The following is a 20,527-nucleotide window of genomic DNA, read 5'->3' on the forward strand; positions in this document are numbered from 1 at the left end:
CTTAATACTTCATTTTTTCAATAATATTTGTTGTTGATTTGCCTTCAACATAATTTATTACAACAACTTGACCACCATTTTTCCTTACAATATCGGCACCAACGATATCCTCCGGATTATAGTCTCCACCTTTAGTAATAATATCAGGCAATATTTTTGAAATAAGCTCAAAAGGTGTATCTTCATTAAATATACAAACATAATCCACGGGTTTTAATGCAGATAAAACTATAGCTCTGTCAATTTGAGAATTAACCGGTCTTGATAGCCCTTTTAATCTTCTGACTGAATCATCAGAATTTAATCCGATTACCAGAATATCACCTAATTTTTTTGAATCAGTTAAATACTTCGTGTGACCTGAATGAATTATATCAAAACATCCATTTGTAAAAACAATACTTCTGCCCTGCTTTTTTAGTTCCTTAGTAATTTCAGCCAACAGTTTATCGGAAATCAGCATAATTCATTATTCCTGATTGATTCTAACAGTTCATCAATTTTGATTGACACAATTCCCGGCTTTTCACATACTAATCCCGAAGCATAATTTGCCATTGAAGATGCTTCGCGAATATTTGCACCGCCTGATATAGTAGCAGAAAGTGTAGCGATAGCAGTATCGCCTGCACCCGAGACATCAGCTACGTGACGTGCTTTTGTTGGTACAGAAGAGATTGAGCCATCACTTTCAAAAAGCATCATACCTTCCGCACCTAATGTAATGAGCACATTTTCGCATTCAAGCATAACAAGAAGTTTTTTACCTGCGTCAAACACTTCATCTTTATTTCGCAAAGGAAGACCAAGTGCCTGCTGAGCTTCTTTTCTATTAGGCTTAAACAGCGTAACACCTTTGTATAAAAAGAAGTTATCACTTTTCGGGTCAACCAGTACAGGAATGTTATTGCTTTTAGCATATTTTATAACTGAAATTATCAGCTCTTTTGTTACTGTGCCCTTATTGTAATCCTGAAGTATAATACCTGATAAGTCATTGATAGAGTTCAACTTATCAATAATGAAGCCAAGCCCTTTGTCATCAATATTATCTCTTACTTCACGGTCAATTCTCGCAATTTGTTGATTATTACCAATGATACGGGTTTTGACTGTAGTCGGCCTGGAAGAGTCAATATAAAGTCCGTCAGGATTTATACCTAAACTTGTCGAAACATCGAGGAAACTTTTTCCTGAGTTATCATCACCAATCACTCCACAAAGCAATGTTTCCAATCCGAGCGATTTCAGGTTTTGTGCAACATTTGCAGCTCCACCCAAATGGATACTTTCTTTCTCAACATCAATTACCGGAACCGGAGCCTCCGGCGAAATACGTGTAACAGAACCCCAAAAATAGCGGTCCAGCATTACATCTCCAATTACAGCGACAGTTTTGCCTGAAGCATTATTTATAATTTCAGCAGCACGATTATTAGTTAAATCTTTCATCAAATTTTGTTATTAATTTTTGTAAATAGCATTGTATAGAAATTTCATAAATTCCAAACTGGCTTCTGCGTTTTCTATTATGAATTGTGGCAAAGATTCGTCAAATATTATTTTATCGGAAATATTCTTACCATATGAAAAATCTCTTTTTTTCATATAATCAGCACCGGGGTGATTTTGCTCATATCCGGTAAGCCTTTTCAGAGGCTTTTCAGCTGCATATTCATCGGGAAAATATTTTATAAATTTTGTGTTTTCGGTAATACTTTTGTAAAATTCCCAATCATCTGCAAGTGCAGCTCTGATGCTTTTAAGTGCAGTTGAATCAGGATTGTGATATCCCGTTGCTATAAAGGATTTATCTTTTTCATAATGAATATACAAGCCCAAGGAATGTTCTTTCTTATAAGCAATTGGATTTTCACTGTATGGAAAAAATATACCTAAATTCGTTTTGTACGGGTCTTTATTTTTTGAAAATCGAATGTCTCTGTTAATTCTGAAAAGGCTTATTTTAGTATCAGCTATCAAAGGAAGTTTGTTCTTTTCGAATAGTTCGCTTACTTTTAGAACAAATGATTTTGATTTATCCTTTATTTCAGATTCATAAATAGAGCGATTTATATCGAACCATTCCTTATTATTATTTTGAGAAAGCTCAAAGAAAAAATCTTCAACATCTTTTGAGAATCTATCAAATTCCTTTATTTTTGGCATATAGACTTTCCAATTAAAATTTTAAATTTTCCAGAAATTTCACTGACGATAAACCTGAATGTAAATTGACGAACTTCATATTTAAATCAGTTTCTGATTTGATATTAATCAGTCCACCTCTTATAAGTTTTCGACATTCATTTTTGCTATTTGAATATGTATATGGCTTAATAGATTCTTTTTCAAAGCCTAATACATCAGCTAATTTTACACCATACTCATATTCACTAACATAATCAGGTCCACCCAAATTATAAAATCCAAATTTATCTTTTAATATAATTTTCAGTACTGCAAGAGCTGCATCATCAATATAGACAGGCGTAGTAAAGCAATTAACGGCTAAATTTTGCTCAATATTATTAATTAACTTATAATATATATTAAAAGCATTGCTACCTGTACCGCCATAGTATTCAGGAAGCCTCACAGATATAAAAGGAACATTATTAGATATGCAATGATTTTCACTTCCCAATTTTGTTTTGCCATAGTAATTAACAGGCTCGGGAAGATGATCTTCTCCGTAAGGACCATTGATACCACTATAAATATTATCTGTAGAAAACATCAATAATTTTGAATCTGTCATCATTGCTGCTTTAGATATTGCTTCAATATTCCCTACATTATAATCCCAAGCAAACTTTTTGTCAACTTCAGCGATTTCAGGAACATCAAAACTCAGACAATTAACAATATAATCAGGGTCATATTCCATTACTACTTTTCTTAAATCTTTTTTTTCATAGACTATTGGGTAGTATTGTCCTGTATCTGTTACTTTTTCACTATCCAAACTGTCTAAATCGAAATATACCTTCCAATCTGTTTCTCTTGTCAGCATCACATATATTGCTACTGCAAGGCGGCTTTGTTTTCCTAGTATAAGTATTCTTTTCATAATATAAATGTTCCACGTGAAACAAATTCTGTTATACATAATTTCATGCTACTTCAGATATACAGATAGTATTGACACATCAGATGCTGATACTCCTGATATTCTTGATGCCTGCCCAAGTGATGCAGGTCGAATCTTAATTAGCTTCTCCATAGCTTCTTTAGAAAGAGAAGTTAATCTTAAATAGTCAAAATTTTCAGGGATACGTTTGTTTTCATTCTGCAGGAAGTAATCAATCTCTTTTAACTGTCTTGCAATATATCCTTCATATTTGATATTTGTTTCTATACCGTAAATTATATCTTCACGAGCTAATATTTTAGTTAGGTTTTCATCATCATATTCTGAAATATTGAATAATTCCGTAATATCAGTCTTTGAACGTTTAGCAAGAGTGTGAATATCAGTAGAAGCATTCACTTCAGATTCGCCGATTTCTGCAAGATATTTATTGACAGTTTCAGATTTAATCTTTATTTTCTTGCTGAGTTCGATACCCTCATTTATCATACTTACTCTTTTCAATACTCTATCATATACATAATCAGGTATAAGCCCCAACATAAACCCGTATTTCATTAATCGTTCATCTGCATTATCCTGTCTGAGCAGAAGTCTGTATTCAGCGAGCGAAGTAAATATGCGGTATGGTTCATCAGTACTTTTATTTACCAAGTCATCAATTAATACTCCAATATATGCTTCACTTCTTCTCAGTACAAAGGGTTCTTTACCAAGTATTTTAAGCGAAGCATTTATTCCGGCAATCATCCCCTGAGCAGCTGCTTCTTCATATCCCGAAGTACCGTTAATCTGACCTGCAAAGTACAATCCCCTGACAGCTTTTGTTTCCAATGTGAATTTTAGCTGATAAGGGTAAAAGAAGTCATATTCAACAGCATATCCGGGTTTCAACATTACAGCGTTTTCAAGTCCGGGAATTGAGTGCAAACCTCTGATTTGAACATCTTCCGGTAAACTTGTAGAAAAACCATTGACATAGACTGAATATGTGTTCAGACCTTCCGGCTCAAGTAGAATTTTATGTGAGTTACGTTCTGTAAAACGATTGATTTTATCTTCAATTGACGGGCAATATCTCGGACCTACCCCTTTTATACGGCCTGTAAACATTGGAGACATTTCAAATCCTTCTTTCAGTATATCGTGTGTTTCGAGGTTTGTATCAGTTCCATAACATACAAGCCTGTTCTTAACTTCAGATGAACGAAATGAAAAAGGCTTAGGATTATCATCGCCAGATTCATAATCAACTTTTGAATAATTAATAGATTCTGCGTGTATTCTTGGTGGTGTGCCTGTTTTAAGTCGCCCTCTTTCAAATCCATAGGAATCGAGCATATCTGATACTTTGTCAGACGCCTTCTCCCCTACTCTACCACCTTTAGTTATTTTATCACCTGTATATAAAAGCCCGTTCAGGAAAGTGCCGGCACAAAGAATTACCGCATCAGCAAAAATCTTTTCATTATCATCTGTAATAATTCCTGATACTTTATCGCTTTTAATAAGTATCTCATTGGCAGTACCTTTGATTAAAGTAATTCCATTTTGTTTTACAAGTAAATTACTTACATAATGAGGATACAAATCTTTATCTATCTGAGCCCGTGGTGACCAAATCGCCGGTCCTTTTGATTTGTTCAGCATCTTAAAGTGAATCCCTGCTCTATCAGCAAGAAGACCCATCACTCCACCCAATGCATCAATTTCTTTAACAAGATGCCCCTTAGCACTTCCACCTATTGACGGATTGCAAGATGGTCTCCCCATTACATTCAAATCCATTGATAACAGAGCAACTTTCAGTCCCATCTTTGCAGATACAACTGCCGCTTCTATTCCAGCATGACCTCCGCCAATTACTATTATATCAAATTTATTATTCATTTACTAAAAATCAATTTAAAAATTATCTGATTATTATATTAAATGTTTCACGTGAAACATTATTTTCCTATACAAAATCTAGAAAATATATTTGCAAGAACTTCTTCATTCCATGATTCACCAGTCAGCTCTCCAAGTATTTTGGTTGCATCACGAAGGTCAACGGCGATAATTTCATTTTCCATATTGTTATTTAAAGATTCTTTAGCGTTTCTAAGAAGTATAACTACATCTTGAAGCAATTGCCTGTGACGACTATTTATCAAAATATCACTTAATGAACTTATGCTTTCTATAGCTTTTTTATAAATAAGATTTTTCAAGTCATCTACACCGTCACCATTTTTCGCAGAAATGCAAATTTCATTGGATGAATACAGATTTGAAATATCAATTTTATTTTGTATTTTAAGAATATCTTTACCGTAATATTTTTCATTTAGGCTTTGAATTAAAGCATCGGAAGTACTTTCCGATAAGCCACTGTCATTGAGAACAATAACAAGGTTCGATTTCTCGATTACACTTTCTACAAATTTAATACCCTCAATTTCGATTGTATCATTAGTTTCTCTTATGCCAGCGGTATCAACAAGTACAATTCTCAAGCCATTTATATAAAGACTTTCTTCTAAATAATCACGGGTTGTTCCGGCGATATCACTAACAATAGCCCGACTTCGTCCAAGTAATTTATTAAACAAAGTTGATTTTCCGCTATTTGGAAATCCGGCAAGCCCTACATAATATCCTGAACGGCAAATTTCAGAAGCTGTAAATGAATCAATCAAAAGTTTACAAAATTCTTCAGCTACTTCAATTTTATTTAATATATCATGTCTGGGGATTAAGTCCAGTCCTTCGTCGGCGAAATCCAGCTCAAGTTCGAGAAGGGATGAAATATCTAATAATTGTTGTCTCATTGCTGAAAGCCGCTCAGTAAAATTTCCTTCCAATTGTCTTGCTGCAGTCTCGACTCCGGGCACTGAAACTGAATGAATTAAGTCCGCAACAGCCTCAGCTTGAGTTAGGTCTAATTTGCCGTTAAGAAATGCTCGCTTTGTAAATTCGCCCGGTTCGGCATAAGATCCGCCACATTCGACTATAATATCTATAATCATTGACGCAAGAAGAGAATTCCCGTGGCAGCCTATTTCAACGACGTTCTCACCTGTATATGAATACGGGGCAACAAAAATACTAGCAGTTACGCTATCAATAATTTTACTATGATAGATAATTTTGCCATAATATATTCTTCCACCTTTAGCAAAATCAATTTTGCGATTCGGGATAAAGAATTTATCAAGAATATCAAATGATCTTTCCCCTGATATTCTTATTACAGCCAATCCGCCAATTCCCGGCGGAGTAGCAACTGCTGCAATTGTTTTTCCCATAGTAATATTGTAATTAATATAATTTATAATAAACGTTTTTTTATTATATATGTTTTAGACTACTTAATATTATGAGCGACTAACTTTATTATTTATCACTTATAGTTCACTATTTCAAGAGCATAAAATTGCATCTTGCAAGTTTTGAAGACGTTATTTTTCGTTGTTTATGTCGCCATAATTAAGAGTTTGAGGCATAGGCATGGTTTATATTGCATTGCCCCATAAAAACCCAATGCCAGTCATTTATGAAAGCCACCTTTTTAAGTCGTATATAAAAATAAGTGAAATATTTTTTTGAATTATTATTTTAATTTATTATATTTGCCAATATTCAATTTGCCTGATATTCTTAAATTATAATCATAAAAAAATAATAAAAAATATTTATTAAAAAAATAGTGTGTAAAAACTTAAACACTTTTGATATTGTGATAATAAAGTATTTTTTTGTTATATTTGTATTCTTATTAAGACAAATTTTGAAAAATAGAAATTTATGTAATTATTAATATTTATAGGAGTGGTGTGATGAAGAAATTGAACTTGTTGATTCTTATTTTTGCAATGTCCGGCTTGATTTTATCATCTTGCGGAAAAAGCGGACCTGATCCTGTACCTGTAGGTGAATTAACAACTCATACAGATGAAGTAACAGGTTTTTCTGTAAAATATCCTGAAAGCTGGATCAAAAGTGCAATTCCAGGTACAAGATTTGTAGTGTTTTCTAATGACCAAGGAAAGAAACGCTTCAACAAATACGACACAGAAGGATTTCCCGGTGCAAAGATTGATGTAATCTGCAACGATTTGAAACCCGGATGGAATCTTGACTCTTTGGTAAAAATATCAAAGATATTCGGAGACGAAATCTATGAAGTAGCTGATGTTACAATTGATGGAGTACCCGGCAAGAAACTTGTTTACTCATTTCCTCTTTCCGGTGGTATGTTCAACGGTATGATGCTTATGGCTGCTAAAGATACTGTAAAAGCAACAACCCTAATTATTGAAGCATTTGATAACAGCTTCGAAACATACAAATCAACATTTGATGAAATAGCTTCATCTTTTGTGCTTGGTAAAGCTCCTGCACCAAAGAAAATTGATACAATTCTTCAGGTTGAAGAAGCTCCTCCACCATCAGAAAATCTTGAAGTCAGAGGCGGTGATGGATTTGAAATAGGTGTACCTGATAATTTCAAAGCTGAAAATATCGGTAAAGCTGCTAATGCTCAACGTGCATGGAGTTTCTTAGGAGCAAGAAGAGGCGACAGTTTCATTAAAATCGAAACTTTTGATGCTTCACAACAAAAAGATTTGAAGAAAATTGTTGATGAAAACCGTGCAAGCTTCCAAAATGCGAATCCTAAAGAAACTACTCTTGGCGGAAAAAAAGCTTACTTGCTTGAATACAAACCTGCCGGAACTGTAAAAGGTAAAGTATGGTTTGCTCTCAGCGGCGATAAGATGTACAGAGTTACAATCAATTGGTTTACAGGTGAAGAAAAAGATTTCTTACCAGTTTTCGAGAAATCAGTTGCATCATTTAAATTTAAATAATTCAATTATTTTTTTAAATATTATGTTCAGGGGCTTTTCGTAAGCCCCTTTTTTTATAAAAATTGTATGAATAATTATTATTATGTTAATTTATTTATTCTACAATAATAATCTTTCGTAAATTTGTATTTTATATAAACATCATTTATCGAATGAATATTTTAGTTGGATTCTTAGGCATATTATTTATAATCGGACTTGTTTGGATATTTTCAACTGAGAAAAAACGCTTCCCATTCAGAATCGTTATAGTTGGTATAATTTTGCAGTTGACACTTGCATATCTTGTGCTTAAATTTCCTGCAGGAGTTGATGCTTTCAAGCACTTTGGAGCAGCAATTACAAATTTTCTTAACAGCAGTCTGAAAAGCGCCGAGTTCCTTTTTGGAAATGCTATAAATCCAGACAGTTTTAGTCTCTTTGGCTTTCAATTTGCTATAATTGTCACCTGTACTATTGTATTTTTCTCAGCATTCGTATCAATTCTATATCATTACGGCATAATCCAAAAAGTTGTGTACGGAATGGCTTGGGTAATGCAGAAAACTCTTGGCACTTCAGGCGTCGAGTCTCTTTCAGCCTCAGCAAATATATTTTTAGGACAAACTGAAGCGCCTCTGCTGGTCAGGCATTATCTCAAAGATGTATCAACCTCGGAACTATTTTCCATAATGACCGTTGGATTTGCTACTATTGCAGGCGGTGTTCTTGCTGCTTACGTCGCGATGGGAATTGATGCTACATATCTTGTTACAGCAAGTATTATTTCAGCTCCGGGAGGATTAATACTATCAAAAATTGTTATCCCTCCATCAGGAAAAGGCACTTCTCTAAGTGAAATCAATGATATTGAAATTCCTAAAGCAAATAATCTGCTGATGGCAATAACAAATGGAGCCACAGACGGCATTATGCTTTCAATTAATATAATGGCGATGCTTATCGCATTTATTGCTCTTATTGCGATTGTTGATGGAGGATTGGGGCTTGTTCATAGCTGGTTAAGTCCGTATGGGATGGCATTTCTTCCTTCTTCATTCAGAGAATTACTTGGCTATATATTTATGCCATTTGCATTTTTGACAAATATTCCATGGGAAGAAGCGAGAGCATTTGGTGGATTATTAGGAACTAAGCTCGCTGTTAATGAATTCATAGCTTTCTCAGACCTGGGTGAACTTATCAGAACAGGTGCAATCAGCGAAAGAACTGCTGTAATCTCGACATTTGCTTTATGCGGATTTGCCAATTTCAGCTCCGTAGCTATTCAAATTGGGGGTATTGGTTCGCTGGTTCCTGAAAGAAAAGAAGAATTATCACGAATCGGATTTAAAGCTATGCTTGTTGGTGCTCTGACAAATATGCTCACAGCAACGATTGCCGGAATATTACTTTAGGTGTGTTAAGGTATATGAGAAAAAATTAAAAATCTATACTGAATAAAATGACATTATTTAAATATTCTATTTTTTATTGTTAAGTGGGAATATTGATTTAGCTATTTTGGGGTCTGTTGTAAATCAAACCAATACAAATATTAGATATTTAGATATATTCACCAGGAAACTTATGTATAATGCATGTATAATTATTGATATAAAAGAAACTCTAGAAAAAATATTCAATGCTAAATTTGAGATTATCATAATTCGTAAAATTATGAACTCGGATCCCAAACAAAAGATTGATATTTAGTGCTAATATTTATGCTAAGTTGCTTGTAATATACATTTTTTTACAAACTACAATATCGTATTTTACTATATCCTTCAGATTTTGATACAGCAAGCTGTTTACATATTAATTTTATGATATTATACATTTTTTAAATTCAATTACTATATAAACTAAAATAAAATGAGTATTTTTGCATTTATGCTTTGTAGAAAATGTAAATGTAAAAGTATGTAATTTATTAAAGCATTTCTAAAGCAATTAGGAAATTATAAATATGAATAATTTTGATACAGCAAATTCAGTTTTTGAAGAATTAGTTAGTTACATTTCAAAAAATGGAGTTCAACAAAAGATTAAACCCGTTTACAAAACAGAAGACTTTGCACTGTATAAAGGTGATAGTTTAGAAATAATGAGCCGCTTTCCAGATAATTACATTGATATGATTTTTGCGGATCCACCATATATGCTCTCAAATAACGGTTTTACATGTCATAATGGTAGAATGGTTAGTGTCAATAAGGGGAAATGGGATAAATCATATGGATTTGATAATGATTTAGAATTTCATGAAACATGGATAAAAGAATGTAAACGCGTATTGAAGCCTGAGGGGACAATCTGGATTAGTGGCACATATCATTCAATATACCAATGCGGTTTTTTACTACAAAAACTTGGCTATCATTTACTTAATGACATCGCTTGGTTTAAACCGAACGCTTCACCCAATTTGAGTTGCAGATTTTTTACAGCATCACACGAAACTTTATTATGGGCACGAAAGGATAAAAATGCTAAACATTATTTCAATTATGAATCAATGAAAAACGGAAAATATCCTGAAGATAATTTAAAGAAACCTGACTTACAAATGAGATCAGTTTGGAGCATTCCAACCCCTTCACAAAGTGAAAAGGAGTTTGGAAAGCATCCAACTCAAAAACCTTTGGCATTACTAAAAAGAATTGTATTGGCATCAACTAAACCGGGCGATATTATTTTTGACCCGTTCAATGGAGGTGGTACCACAGGTATTGCTGCAACTTTGATTGGAGCACGTAAATATATTGGTTGCGATTTAAATAGTGAATATATTGATTTAACGATAAGAAAGTATGAGTCTTTGAAAATGCAGAATGGATTTTTATAATGAAAAGCTATACTAACAATAAAGTTTTAAAAGGGAGTTGGATTAAAAGGCAAAGTTATTTTCTTAGCTCTGATATGCTGGGTGATGGATCTAAAGCAGGATGGAAATTAATTGAAATTTTTCTAATTGAAAGTATCAAGTATAATCCAATTGAATCCAATTTCATTATTAATGAATCAAGTGTTGGAGATGATAGAAAATTAATCAGCTTTCGGATTTTATCCCATTATATTCGATTCAAATTTAAATTTGAAAGATGGTCAACAACATTTGAAATATATTTATACATGGGTTGAGGAAAAGAATAAATGGTAACACGTGTTGTTGCAATGCGCAACTTAGAAAAATACATTGGGCAAGACTTATCTGAATTAGCAGCTAAACATGGAATTACAACCTATAAAGACGGCAAACAAAATAAAGGTTGGAAGGGATTGACATTAGAACATTTGGCTGGGCTATCAAATGATAACAAGCAAGCACCAAACGGACTTGGATTTGAATTGAAATCAACGGCATTTTATAAAGTAAAAGGGGTTTGGACACCAAAAGAAACATTTGCAATTACTATGATTAATCCGAAATATTTAATTGAAACATCATTTTTTGAAAGCCATTGTTGGGATAAGCTAAAGTCGCTCGTTTACTGTGCAGTAACATGGAATGGAAAACACAATGTAAAATCGGAATTACTAAAGGTTGAATCGTTTGACTTTTTAGAAAGTAATACTTTGATTCAGGAAATTCAGGCAGATTATGAGTTTATTCGATATAAATTGATTGAACAAGGATTCCAATCCCTAACAGGCAGAGACGGTAAATGGATTCAGGCAAGAACAAAAGGAACAGGTCACGGTTCGACAAGTCGTGCATTCTATGCGAGGAAATGCCTAATAAAGGAAATAATCAAATTATAAATTTACTTTGTGTTATCAAAATATTAACAAATTCCCCATTATCAACTTGAATTCCTTTTTAAACTGAATAAAAATCAGTATTTTTGGAAATTGAGAAATTTCAATTATCTTAATATTATTATAAATTGTAAAAACAAATATTTTGGTAAAAATAGGTATAGATTAAAATCTACATCATCGAAATTACTAATTAAATAAAATACATTATGAAAAATACAGAAAAAATAGTTATCCTTGATTTCGGCTCGCAATACACGCAGCTAATAGCACGCAAAGTCCGCGAATGTGGCGTTTTTGCTGAAATTTTCCCTTATAATATCTCGCAAGAGAATCTTATGGAACTAAACCCGAAAGGATTAATTCTTTCCGGTGGTCCTTCAAGTGTATATGCTGAAGAAGCACCGCATCCAAATTTTGATGTTTTCGGACTGAATATTCCCGTGCTTGGTATATGCTACGGACTCCAGCTTATTGCCTACAAACTTGGCGGTGCAGTGGACAAAGCCGCACACCGTGAATACGGCAGGGCTGAACTTGTCATTGACATTAAAGATGAACTTTTTGAAGGTATTTCTGAAAATTCTACCGTATGGATGAGCCATGGTGATTCACTGACAAAAATTCCTGCCGGATTTGAAATTATCGCCCATTCCGGAAATGCTCCAATTTGTGCTATCCGCTCTTTGGAAAAGAATATTCGTGGCGTGCAGTTCCATCCGGAAGTTCATCATTCTGCAGAGGGTAAAAAGATTCTTGATAATTTCCTCCGCAAAATTTGCGGATGTAAGGAAAGTTGGGATGCGCATTCATTCGTTGAACGTGCCATTGAAAGTATTCGTGAGCAGGTCGGCACGAGTGAAGTGATTTGTGCCTTGTCCGGTGGAGTAGATTCTACTGTTTTGGCTGTTCTTCTGCATAAAGCTATTGGTGATAAGCTCCATTGTATTCATATAGATACCGGACTAATGCGACTGAACGAAAGCTCAAAACTGATGAAGCTTTTTGATGAAAATTTTAATATGTCAATTGAACTTATTGACGGTACTGATACATTTCTTGGGCGGCTTGATGGAGTTAGTGACCCCGAGCAGAAGCGCAAAATTATTGGAAAATCATTTATAGACCTTTTCGATGTTGCTGCTAAAAAATTCAATAATGCAAAGTGGCTTGCGCAGGGAACCCTCTACCCTGATGTAATCGAATCAGTATCAGTGAAGGGCCCTTCAGTTGTAATCAAATCTCATCATAATGTCGGCGGTTTACCTGAAAAAATGGGTCTGAAGCTGCTTGAGCCGTTCCGTGAATTATTCAAAGATGAGGTTCGTGCTGTAGGTCGTGAGCTTGGTGTACCGGACTGGTTTGTAAATCGTCATCCATTTCCGGGTCCAGGGCTTGGAATTCGCATACTTGGTGAAATCACACGCGAAAAAATCGCTACTCTGCAAAAAGCAGATGCAATATACATCGAGGAAATCCGCAATGCCGGACTTTATGACCAAATCTGGCAGGCATTTGCAGTGCTTTTACCTGTAAAATCCGTAGGTGTTATGGGCGATGAACGCACTTACGAAAACACCTGCGTTCTCCGTGCCGTAACGAGCGTGGACGGCATGACAGCTGATTGGTTCCCAATGCCTTACGATGTCCTTGCCAAAATGAGCAACCGCATCATAAATGAGGTGCGTGGTATCAACAGAGTAGTCTATGATATTACGAGTAAACCACCGGGAACAATTGAGTGGGAGTAGAATCAATTACGAGTTTAAAAAATTTAATAGTTCAAAAATGAGGCGGATAGTTTTAAGTCTTTTAATGGTATGATGTTGGTTTAATCTGGATTAATATATGAAAACTATTGTCAGATATTATGCTATACTATTAGTCATAATACTTTGCAGCAGCTGCAGAACTTATGACTCGGAAGGTTTCTGGTCTGAGAGGTCAAGAAGTACATATTCGTTGGAACCGTCATTGGATTGCAGTCAATATTTACTTCTTATGGATACTGAACATTTCATGGTTTATTCATGTTCAGAAAGCTTAGATGCTGACATAACAATCAAACAAATCCCAAGGTATAGTTTATTAAAAGATGTTATAGACAAATTTCCCGAAAAAGATACTGTCGTGTGTCTGAATCCACCCGATTTTGAAGTGATAAGTAGTGAAATTGTTTACCTATTAATCAAAAATGAACTTTGTTGGATTTATGATAAACGAACTGAGAAGTTTATAAAAAAAGTTGTTATTGAGGATGTTGAATGGGGAAACAAAAATGCTGCATTAGTTGGAGGAGCTTATGTTGACATTTATGTTGGCGAAGAAATCCTCCTTTCAATAATTACAGCGATGGCATAGTAGTTGGCTGTGAATCAAAAAACTATAAAGGAGTATTTCGATGATAAAAAATGATGTGAAAGATTTAGAAATTAGGTTAAAACATTAGTAACAAAATTGGAAAATTAAAACAATGAAAACAGACGATATTATAAATATGTTCTCAAAGTTTGAAGCCGCCGCTTCAGAGTTAGAGGGGGTAGAATGTTGGAGCGCCCGTGATTTGCAAAAATTATTGGGTTACAGCAAATGGGAAAACTTTGAAAAAGTAATTCAAAAAGCTAAGGATGCCTGCACTAATGCCGGTGAAATATTAGAAAACCATTTTCCTGACATCAGGAAAATGGTCGAAATTGGTTCAAATACCGAAAGACCCTTGGATGATATAGCTTTAACACGTTATGCCTGCTATTTAATCGCTCAGAATGGGGATAGCCGTAAAGTTGAAATCGCTTTTGCTCAAAATTACTTCGCTGTGCAAACACGCAGAGCAGAATTGGTTGAAAAGAGATTGTTGGAATATGAACGTGTAAAAGCCCGTGAAAAACTGAGCCAAACTGAAAAACAACTATCAGGTATTTTATACGAAAGAGGTATTGACAATCAGGATTTCGCAGTGATTAGAAGTAAAGGTGACCAGGCACTGTTCCGCTTAAACACTCAAATGCTTAAACGCAAATTGGGCGTACCGGATAGCAGACCTATTGCAGATTTCCTTCCAATCATAAGTATTAAAGCTAAAGACCTTGCGGCTGAAATGACCGGTCATAATGTTCAAATCAAAGATTTAACAGGTCAGACAAATATTGCAACAGAACATATTGACAACAACCTTGCGGTTAGAAACATGCTTACACAAAGAGGTATAGTTCCGGAAAACTTACCGGCAGACGAAGATGTCAGGAAACTAAAGCGAAAACTTGTTGGTGAAGAAAAGAAACTAATGCAAGGTAATGGAAAGAAATGATTGTGCACTATGAATCAGACAGTTTGTTGTTGGATTTAGAAGAATTGCTCAAAATAATTGGGAAGATTCGATTGTCTTCAAAGAAATCGTAATTTGTTCTTTGTACAATTTTATAATATTAGCTTTGTCTTTGAATTAATTAGATGTAATTTCGGATTAAATTATAACCTTAAAGGAAATCATTGTTAAACTTGACCTTGTTAAAAATGAGGCAGATTCCTTTCAATAATTACTGCGATGGCATAGTAGTTAGTTGTGGAACAAAAAACTAAAAAAGGATTATTTCTAAGGTAAAAAATGATGTGAAAGATTTTGATAAATTGCTTGATTCAAAATACGGCAAAAGAGGAACACCAAAAAGAGAAATAATTTGGAAATAATTCAAAATCAATTTGATAATATTTATATCGAATTAGTATTAATAATTAAATTCACCATTATTCCCCCAAAAAATGATTATTTTTGTAGCTATTTAATTTTGAAATCCGAAAAATATTATGCTTAATATACAAAATGTAACTATTCAATTTGCAGGACGTTATCTGTTTGATAATGTCTCTTTTTCAGTTGGTGAGAATGACAGAATTGGTCTGATTGGTCGTAATGGTACCGGAAAATCTACTATGCTTAAACTCATTTATGGCTTGGAATCTCCTGAAAGCGGTAAAATTTCGATTCCCAATAATTATAAACTTGGTTACCTGCCACAGGAAATCAAAACCGATTCAACGAAATCTATTTTTGAAGAAGCCGAATCTGCTTTGGATGAATTTAAAAAGCTTGAAGATGATATTAACGGATATACTAAAGAACTTGAAGAGCGTACTGATTACGAATCAGATGAATATATGAAAATCATCGAACGGCTAACCGAAGCAAGTGACGTTTTTCATCATTTAGGTGGTCAGTCAATCGAAGCGGAAATCGAAAAAGTGCTAATCGGTCTCGGGTTCGAGCGTTCTGATTTTACCAGAGGTATGGATGAGTTCAGTGGTGGCTGGCAGATGCGTGTTCACCTTGCAAAAATTCTCCTCAGACAAAATGATTGTATTCTCCTTGATGAGCCTACAAATCACCTTGATATTGAATCAATCCGTTGGCTTGAGGTTTTTCTGAAGTCTTATCAGGGTGCAATTATGGTTGTATCCCATGATAAAAGATTCCTCGATAATATCACAAACAGAACGATTGAATTTTCACTTGGCAAGATTTATGATTTACCCTATCCTTACTCAAGATTTGTGGCTGAAAGGTCAACCCAAAAGGAATTACAGCTCGCAGCTTATAATAATCAGCAAAAGCAAATTGCACAGCAGGAGCGTTTCATAGAACGATTTAAGGCAAAAGCGGCATTCTCTGCTCGTGCACAGTCGAAGGTTAAGCAACTTGAAAAGATGGATTTGATTGAAGTTGAAGAAGAAGATTTATCAAAAATGCGGTTTTCGTTCCCTGAGCCACCACGCTCATCAAGACTGATATTTGAAACGAAAAATCTCATAAAACGATATGACAGAAAACTTGTTTTGAGTGATATTAATTTTGAAATTGAAAGAGGCGAAAAGGTTTGTTTTGTCGGAAAGAATGGTGAAGGTAAATCAACTTTATCAAAAATATTAGCCGGAATGATTGACTGCGAAGGTATTTTGGAGAAAGGTGCTAATCTTAGCATTGGATACTTCTCTCAACATCAGGCAGAATCACTTGACCCCGATGCAACTGTATTTGAAACTATTGACAGGGTTGCCACAGGTGAAATGAGAAAGAAAATCCGCTCAATGCTTGGTGCTTTTCTTTTCAGCGGAAACGCTGTTGATAAAAAAGTACGAGTGCTTTCCGGTGGGGAAAAATCCCGTTTGAGTATATGCAAAATGTTGTTTTCTCCAATCAATGTTTTGATTCTCGACGAGCCGACAAATCACTTTGATATGTTATCGAAAGACGTATTGAAAAATGCACTGCTTGATTTCAAAGGAACTATGATTATTGTATCCCACGACAGAGAGTTTTTGCAGGGCATAACTACCAAAACTTATGAGTTCAAAAAAGGAAAAATTAGAGAGTACATCGGCGACATTAACGAATTTCTTGCTCAACAGCAGATTGATTCTTTGGATTTATTGGAGACAGGTAAGAGGGGGTAAAATGACCGTAAATATTTGTGTATCAATTAAGTATCTCATGGCATATATTCTGCAAATTCTTCCAAAGGCTCATTAAAATCATGTGACATCCAGCCCTGTCCGTCATATTCACCAAATACGCGGTCTTTTTGGGGTTCTACGAGCTTTTGTAAATCCAGAATTAATTTTTTCTTCTCTTGATTGGGGAGAAGGTAAGCCAAATTTAGAATGTGTTCGTAACCAATAGATATTTGAGTTTGCATAATTTCAATCCTTTTATTTAATAATATATTTCGACGAATCTGTATATCAAATTATTTTGTAGATGTGGATTTGATTATTTTGAAATCATTTTTTTTACCATATTAGTCGTTGTTTTTTTGGATTATTTTTTTAACAAGGATTGTAAATTATGGAAAAGCCAATCCTAATATGTAATTTAATTACCAAAGGACTGGCTTTAAAAATTGTGCTGAATTATGGCATCAATAATGAATTAATACATTCATATTATCGAGTGTTTTTAAATGATTAAAATCTTCACAACTATCGCAAAAGGATTATTCTTACTATAAGATTATCTCATAACATTAAATTTTCTAATAACTTTACCGCTTGGTGTTTCTATAGAGTAAAAATAAACACCTGTAGAGAGGTCGGAGCAATTAAATTCTACCCCATAAGCACCCGGTTCCTGTAATTCATTAAGTATAAGTGCAATTTGATTACCTAAACTATTGTATAACTTAATTGTTACATTTTGAAGCTTAGAATTAAGATAATTAATAGTAGTACTATTTTGTGCAGGATTTGGGAAATTTCTATGAATAATAATGCCATGGTTATTTTCATTTACAGAGGTGCTTACCGGAGGTAGTAATGGTGTTGCTGCTGGAGCGTTAGGTATGTCCGTCATTGGCTCATCTGCATCGTTGATTTTATTTTCACCGGATTTGATATATAAACCTTTACCAAACATTTCAGTATTAACCCTAATCAAATTAGGGAATGATTTATATAATGAATCAGCAGGTTTTTCAAATACATTATTAACAGTATACCACCAATCCGCTTGAACTTTGTCCTTACTAAAATCAATAATGGTATAACCGTGCTGGTCGGTATTTGCATAAACCATTTGCGGATTTCCGTTCATAACCAATGATTCTATCATAAATGCTTCTGGACTTCTTTCCTTTAATCCAAAAACAGGAATACCTGCAAAACTTGTTTGTTCGTTCAAATTTGCAGTTGTTACACTTGGTGTCGTAAATTCAAATCCCAAAGAACCTTCTCCGGTTTTAGGGTCGAACTTGGGCCAGGGATTAGCTTCTGTAGGATTAACCGGATTAATAGGTAGATTGTGTGGATTAGGAGTTAAATATGAAGCAAAAGCTGTATGGAAGTCGCCCGAAAGAACTCCGAAATTTGATACTTTATTTTGTAAAACAGCACCTAATATTCTTGCTCTTTCTATTGGATATCCATCCCAAGAATCCTGATTTCCCATAGGATCTTCACCAAATCCTTCTACAGGGTAACCGAACCCAAATAGTTGCGTCATCATAACAGAACTTACAAATATTTTCCAATTAGTATTTGATGTAAGAATATTTTGCAATGCCCAATTGAATTGCTCGGCACCCAATAATGTTCTGCTTGGATTTAGCCATTCGAGTGGATTGATTTTCACATCTCCTTGCCCTTTTGGTGCAAGTTGTTGATTTCTGCCTACAAGTCTTGCCTCTAACATAGTCAAATTAATCAAATCCCCGAACTTGAAATTTCTGTATATTTTAAGAGGATTATTTGCATCTTGTTGTCTTATAGGCATCCATTCATAATAAACTCTAACAGCGTTATCACGTCTTGTTTTCCAATCACCATCAGTTTCAACATTATGGGCTTCTGCACCGTCGGTCCAAGAGTCGTTTGCTGTCTCGTGATCATCCCATACCGACAGCATTGGTAATTGCTGATGTAATCTTCTTAAATCAGGGTCTAACCTGTATTGAGAAAAACGCCCTCTATAATCATCAACAGTTATACATTTGTTTGCAGGATATGCTTCACGTCCTTCAAGATATGGTTGATAATAAGTATCTTTTCCATATTCATAGAAATAGTCACCTGTGTGTATGATAGCGAATAAATCATTTCTCTCAGCTAATCTACCGTAACCATTGAAATAACCCCAAGCAAAATTCGACCCTGTTACTAATCCAAACCTAACTCTATCTACATTGTTAGTTGGTAGAGTTCTGGTACGTCCGGTTATTGAATTTATATTTTTGTTTGTAAATCCATAATAATATACTTTACCTGCTTCCAAACCAGTTACATCAACTTTTACTGTGAAATCTCTTTCAAAGCTTGTTACAACTTCACCGGATTTGACAATATTCTTTAATTCAACATCAGTTGAAACTTTCCACGAAATTGTCTGGTCATCAACATTATCAGGTGTAATTTTTGTCCATATTATAACACTGTTACTTGTTGGATCACCTGAGGCAACACCATGGTAGAATGGCTTTAGTGCTTCATCGAATAAATGCTTTATATCACTGCTTAACACTTTATCCGAAAAAACCACTTTACCCATAGACTGTAGCCCGGGATTATCTTTAAAGTTAAGTGTTTGAGTATAAACGATTGCACAATAATAAGTATTGAGTAAAAAAACTAAAGAAATAAATCTTAACATATAAACCTCCAAATGAAAAAAATAATTATGCAAAAGTAATATTCTACTATAAGTATAACGTTAATAATTAATTAATAAAAAGGAAATTTGTAAACATTATTCTTGATACATTTTTAATTTTTTTGAATAGAGGAGGAGGATGTTGAAGTTTGAGGTGTGTTATCTATAATAAGAATTATTAATTTGGAAATAGACATTTTCCGTTCAAATAAATAATTCATAACTCATTGAGTAATTCACGTGCAGGACGTGCTTTCATAAGGCTTTTTTTTACTAAATTTATTTCTTTGACAGCTTGTTTTATCTCATCGGACAATCGAACAACATCTTCTTTAGAACTGAATTCAATTTTAACATCCTTATATTTTTTAATTTCAGCTAAAATTAAAGGAAATTGAGAATCCGGAATCTGAAGTGTTAGTGTTTGCATAATTTCAATCCTTTTATTTAATAATATATCGACGAATCTGTATATCAAATTATTTTGTAGATGTGGATTTGAATGAACTTAATAATTCATAATAATATTCCTTTTTGGCATCGGTAATATCAATTTTTTCTTCATCTATCAGGGGTGAAGTATCATAACTTATTAAAAGTTTATCAAATATTTCTATCAGTATTGATTCCGGTTGATTTCTTAGTATATCCATCAACGAATTTTGTGGTATCGTAATGCAATCTTGTTCAACTTTAACTCCA

General features: G+C 34.1%; 19 protein-coding genes. 9 read left to right on the forward strand and 10 right to left on the reverse strand.

The genetic code is table 11. The features are described from left to right. Position 1: 1 nt before the first annotated feature. From rfaE2 to mnmE, 6 genes are read right to left on the reverse strand one after another with little or no spacing between them, the layout of a single operon-like run. Positions 2-463: a D-glycero-beta-D-manno-heptose 1-phosphate adenylyltransferase gene (gene rfaE2, locus KF896_08265; GenBank protein MBX3043696.1), complete on the reverse strand. Its 462-nt coding sequence runs from the start codon at positions 461-463 to the stop codon at positions 2-4. Continuing rightward, positions 457-1,452: a D-glycero-beta-D-manno-heptose-7-phosphate kinase gene (gene rfaE1 / locus KF896_08270; GenBank protein ID MBX3043697.1), complete on the reverse strand. Its 996-nt coding sequence runs from the start codon at positions 1,450-1,452 to the stop codon at positions 457-459. Before rfaE1 ends, rfaE2 begins: the two co-directional genes overlap by 7 nt. 12 nt (positions 1,453-1,464) lie before the next feature. Next, positions 1,465-2,169, reverse strand: a complete 705-nt coding sequence (locus KF896_08275) for a TIGR02453 family protein (GenBank protein ID MBX3043698.1) — start codon at positions 2,167-2,169, stop codon at positions 1,465-1,467. Positions 2,170-2,182: 13 nt separating this feature from the next. Continuing rightward, positions 2,183-3,073: a sugar nucleotide-binding protein gene (locus tag KF896_08280; protein MBX3043699.1), complete on the reverse strand. Its 891-nt coding sequence runs from the start codon at positions 3,071-3,073 to the stop codon at positions 2,183-2,185. A gap of 48 nt (positions 3,074-3,121) precedes the next feature. Continuing rightward, positions 3,122-4,984: a tRNA uridine-5-carboxymethylaminomethyl(34) synthesis enzyme MnmG gene (gene mnmG / locus KF896_08285; GenBank protein ID MBX3043700.1), complete on the reverse strand. Its 1,863-nt coding sequence runs from the start codon at positions 4,982-4,984 to the stop codon at positions 3,122-3,124. Between the two features lie 59 nt (positions 4,985-5,043). Beyond that, positions 5,044-6,384: a tRNA uridine-5-carboxymethylaminomethyl(34) synthesis GTPase MnmE gene (gene mnmE, locus KF896_08290; GenBank protein ID MBX3043701.1), complete on the reverse strand. Its 1,341-nt coding sequence runs from the start codon at positions 6,382-6,384 to the stop codon at positions 5,044-5,046. Between the two features lie 531 nt (positions 6,385-6,915). Between mnmE and KF896_08295 the strand changes: the two genes are divergently transcribed. From KF896_08295 to KF896_08335, 9 genes are all read left to right on the forward strand, one after another. After that, positions 6,916-7,947, forward strand: coding sequence for a hypothetical protein (locus KF896_08295; GenBank protein MBX3043702.1), 1,032 nt, complete (start codon positions 6,916-6,918; stop codon positions 7,945-7,947). A gap of 152 nt (positions 7,948-8,099) precedes the next feature. Then, positions 8,100-9,344: a NupC/NupG family nucleoside CNT transporter gene (locus KF896_08300; protein ID MBX3043703.1), complete on the forward strand. Its 1,245-nt coding sequence runs from the start codon at positions 8,100-8,102 to the stop codon at positions 9,342-9,344. Positions 9,345-9,898: 554 nt separating this feature from the next. Continuing rightward, positions 9,899-10,777, forward strand: coding sequence for a site-specific DNA-methyltransferase (locus KF896_08305; protein MBX3043704.1), 879 nt, complete (start codon positions 9,899-9,901; stop codon positions 10,775-10,777). Next, positions 10,777-11,073, forward strand: coding sequence for a hypothetical protein (locus KF896_08310; GenBank protein ID MBX3043705.1), 297 nt, complete (start codon positions 10,777-10,779; stop codon positions 11,071-11,073). The genes KF896_08305 and KF896_08310 overlap by 1 nt, the downstream gene beginning before the upstream one ends. Before the next feature lie 12 nt (positions 11,074-11,085). Further along, a complete protein-coding gene (locus KF896_08315) occupies positions 11,086-11,694 on the forward strand; it encodes a hypothetical protein (GenBank protein MBX3043706.1) in 609 nt (202 codons plus the stop codon). Positions 11,695-11,897: 203 nt separating this feature from the next. Further along, complete coding sequence (guaA, locus tag KF896_08320; GenBank protein ID MBX3043707.1) at positions 11,898-13,442, forward strand: glutamine-hydrolyzing GMP synthase; 1,545 nt, start codon at positions 11,898-11,900, stop codon at positions 13,440-13,442. Between the two features lie 97 nt (positions 13,443-13,539). Then, positions 13,540-14,052 (forward strand): hypothetical protein, encoded by a 513-nt coding sequence (locus KF896_08325; protein ID MBX3043708.1) that lies wholly within the window; start codon positions 13,540-13,542, stop codon positions 14,050-14,052. 112 nt (positions 14,053-14,164) lie between these two features. Beyond that, positions 14,165-14,998: a DNA damage-inducible protein D gene (gene dinD, locus KF896_08330; GenBank protein ID MBX3043709.1), complete on the forward strand. Its 834-nt coding sequence runs from the start codon at positions 14,165-14,167 to the stop codon at positions 14,996-14,998. Positions 14,999-15,495: 497 nt separating this feature from the next. Beyond that, a complete protein-coding gene (locus tag KF896_08335) occupies positions 15,496-17,139 on the forward strand; it encodes an ABC-F family ATP-binding cassette domain-containing protein (GenBank protein MBX3043710.1) in 1,644 nt (547 codons plus the stop codon). Between the two features lie 35 nt (positions 17,140-17,174). Here KF896_08335 and KF896_08340 read toward each other — a convergent pair whose 3' ends face one another. The 4 genes from KF896_08340 to KF896_08355 form a co-directional block, all read right to left on the reverse strand. Beyond that, positions 17,175-17,381, reverse strand: coding sequence for a DUF2281 domain-containing protein (locus KF896_08340; GenBank protein ID MBX3043711.1), 207 nt, complete (start codon positions 17,379-17,381; stop codon positions 17,175-17,177). A gap of 314 nt (positions 17,382-17,695) precedes the next feature. Beyond that, entirely contained in the window at positions 17,696-19,825 is a 2,130-nt protein-coding gene (locus KF896_08345; protein ID MBX3043712.1) for an alkaline phosphatase D family protein, read from the reverse strand. 217 nt (positions 19,826-20,042) lie between these two features. Further along, entirely contained in the window at positions 20,043-20,255 is a 213-nt protein-coding gene (locus KF896_08350) for a hypothetical protein (GenBank protein MBX3043713.1), read from the reverse strand. Between the two features lie 49 nt (positions 20,256-20,304). Beyond that, positions 20,305-20,478, reverse strand: a complete 174-nt coding sequence (locus KF896_08355; GenBank protein MBX3043714.1) for a hypothetical protein — start codon at positions 20,476-20,478, stop codon at positions 20,305-20,307. Positions 20,479-20,527 lie beyond the last annotated feature (49 nt).

The organism is Ignavibacteriota bacterium, from assembly GCA_019637995.1.
Classification (GTDB): Bacteria; Bacteroidota; Ignavibacteria; order Kapaibacteriales; family UBA2268; genus JANJTB01.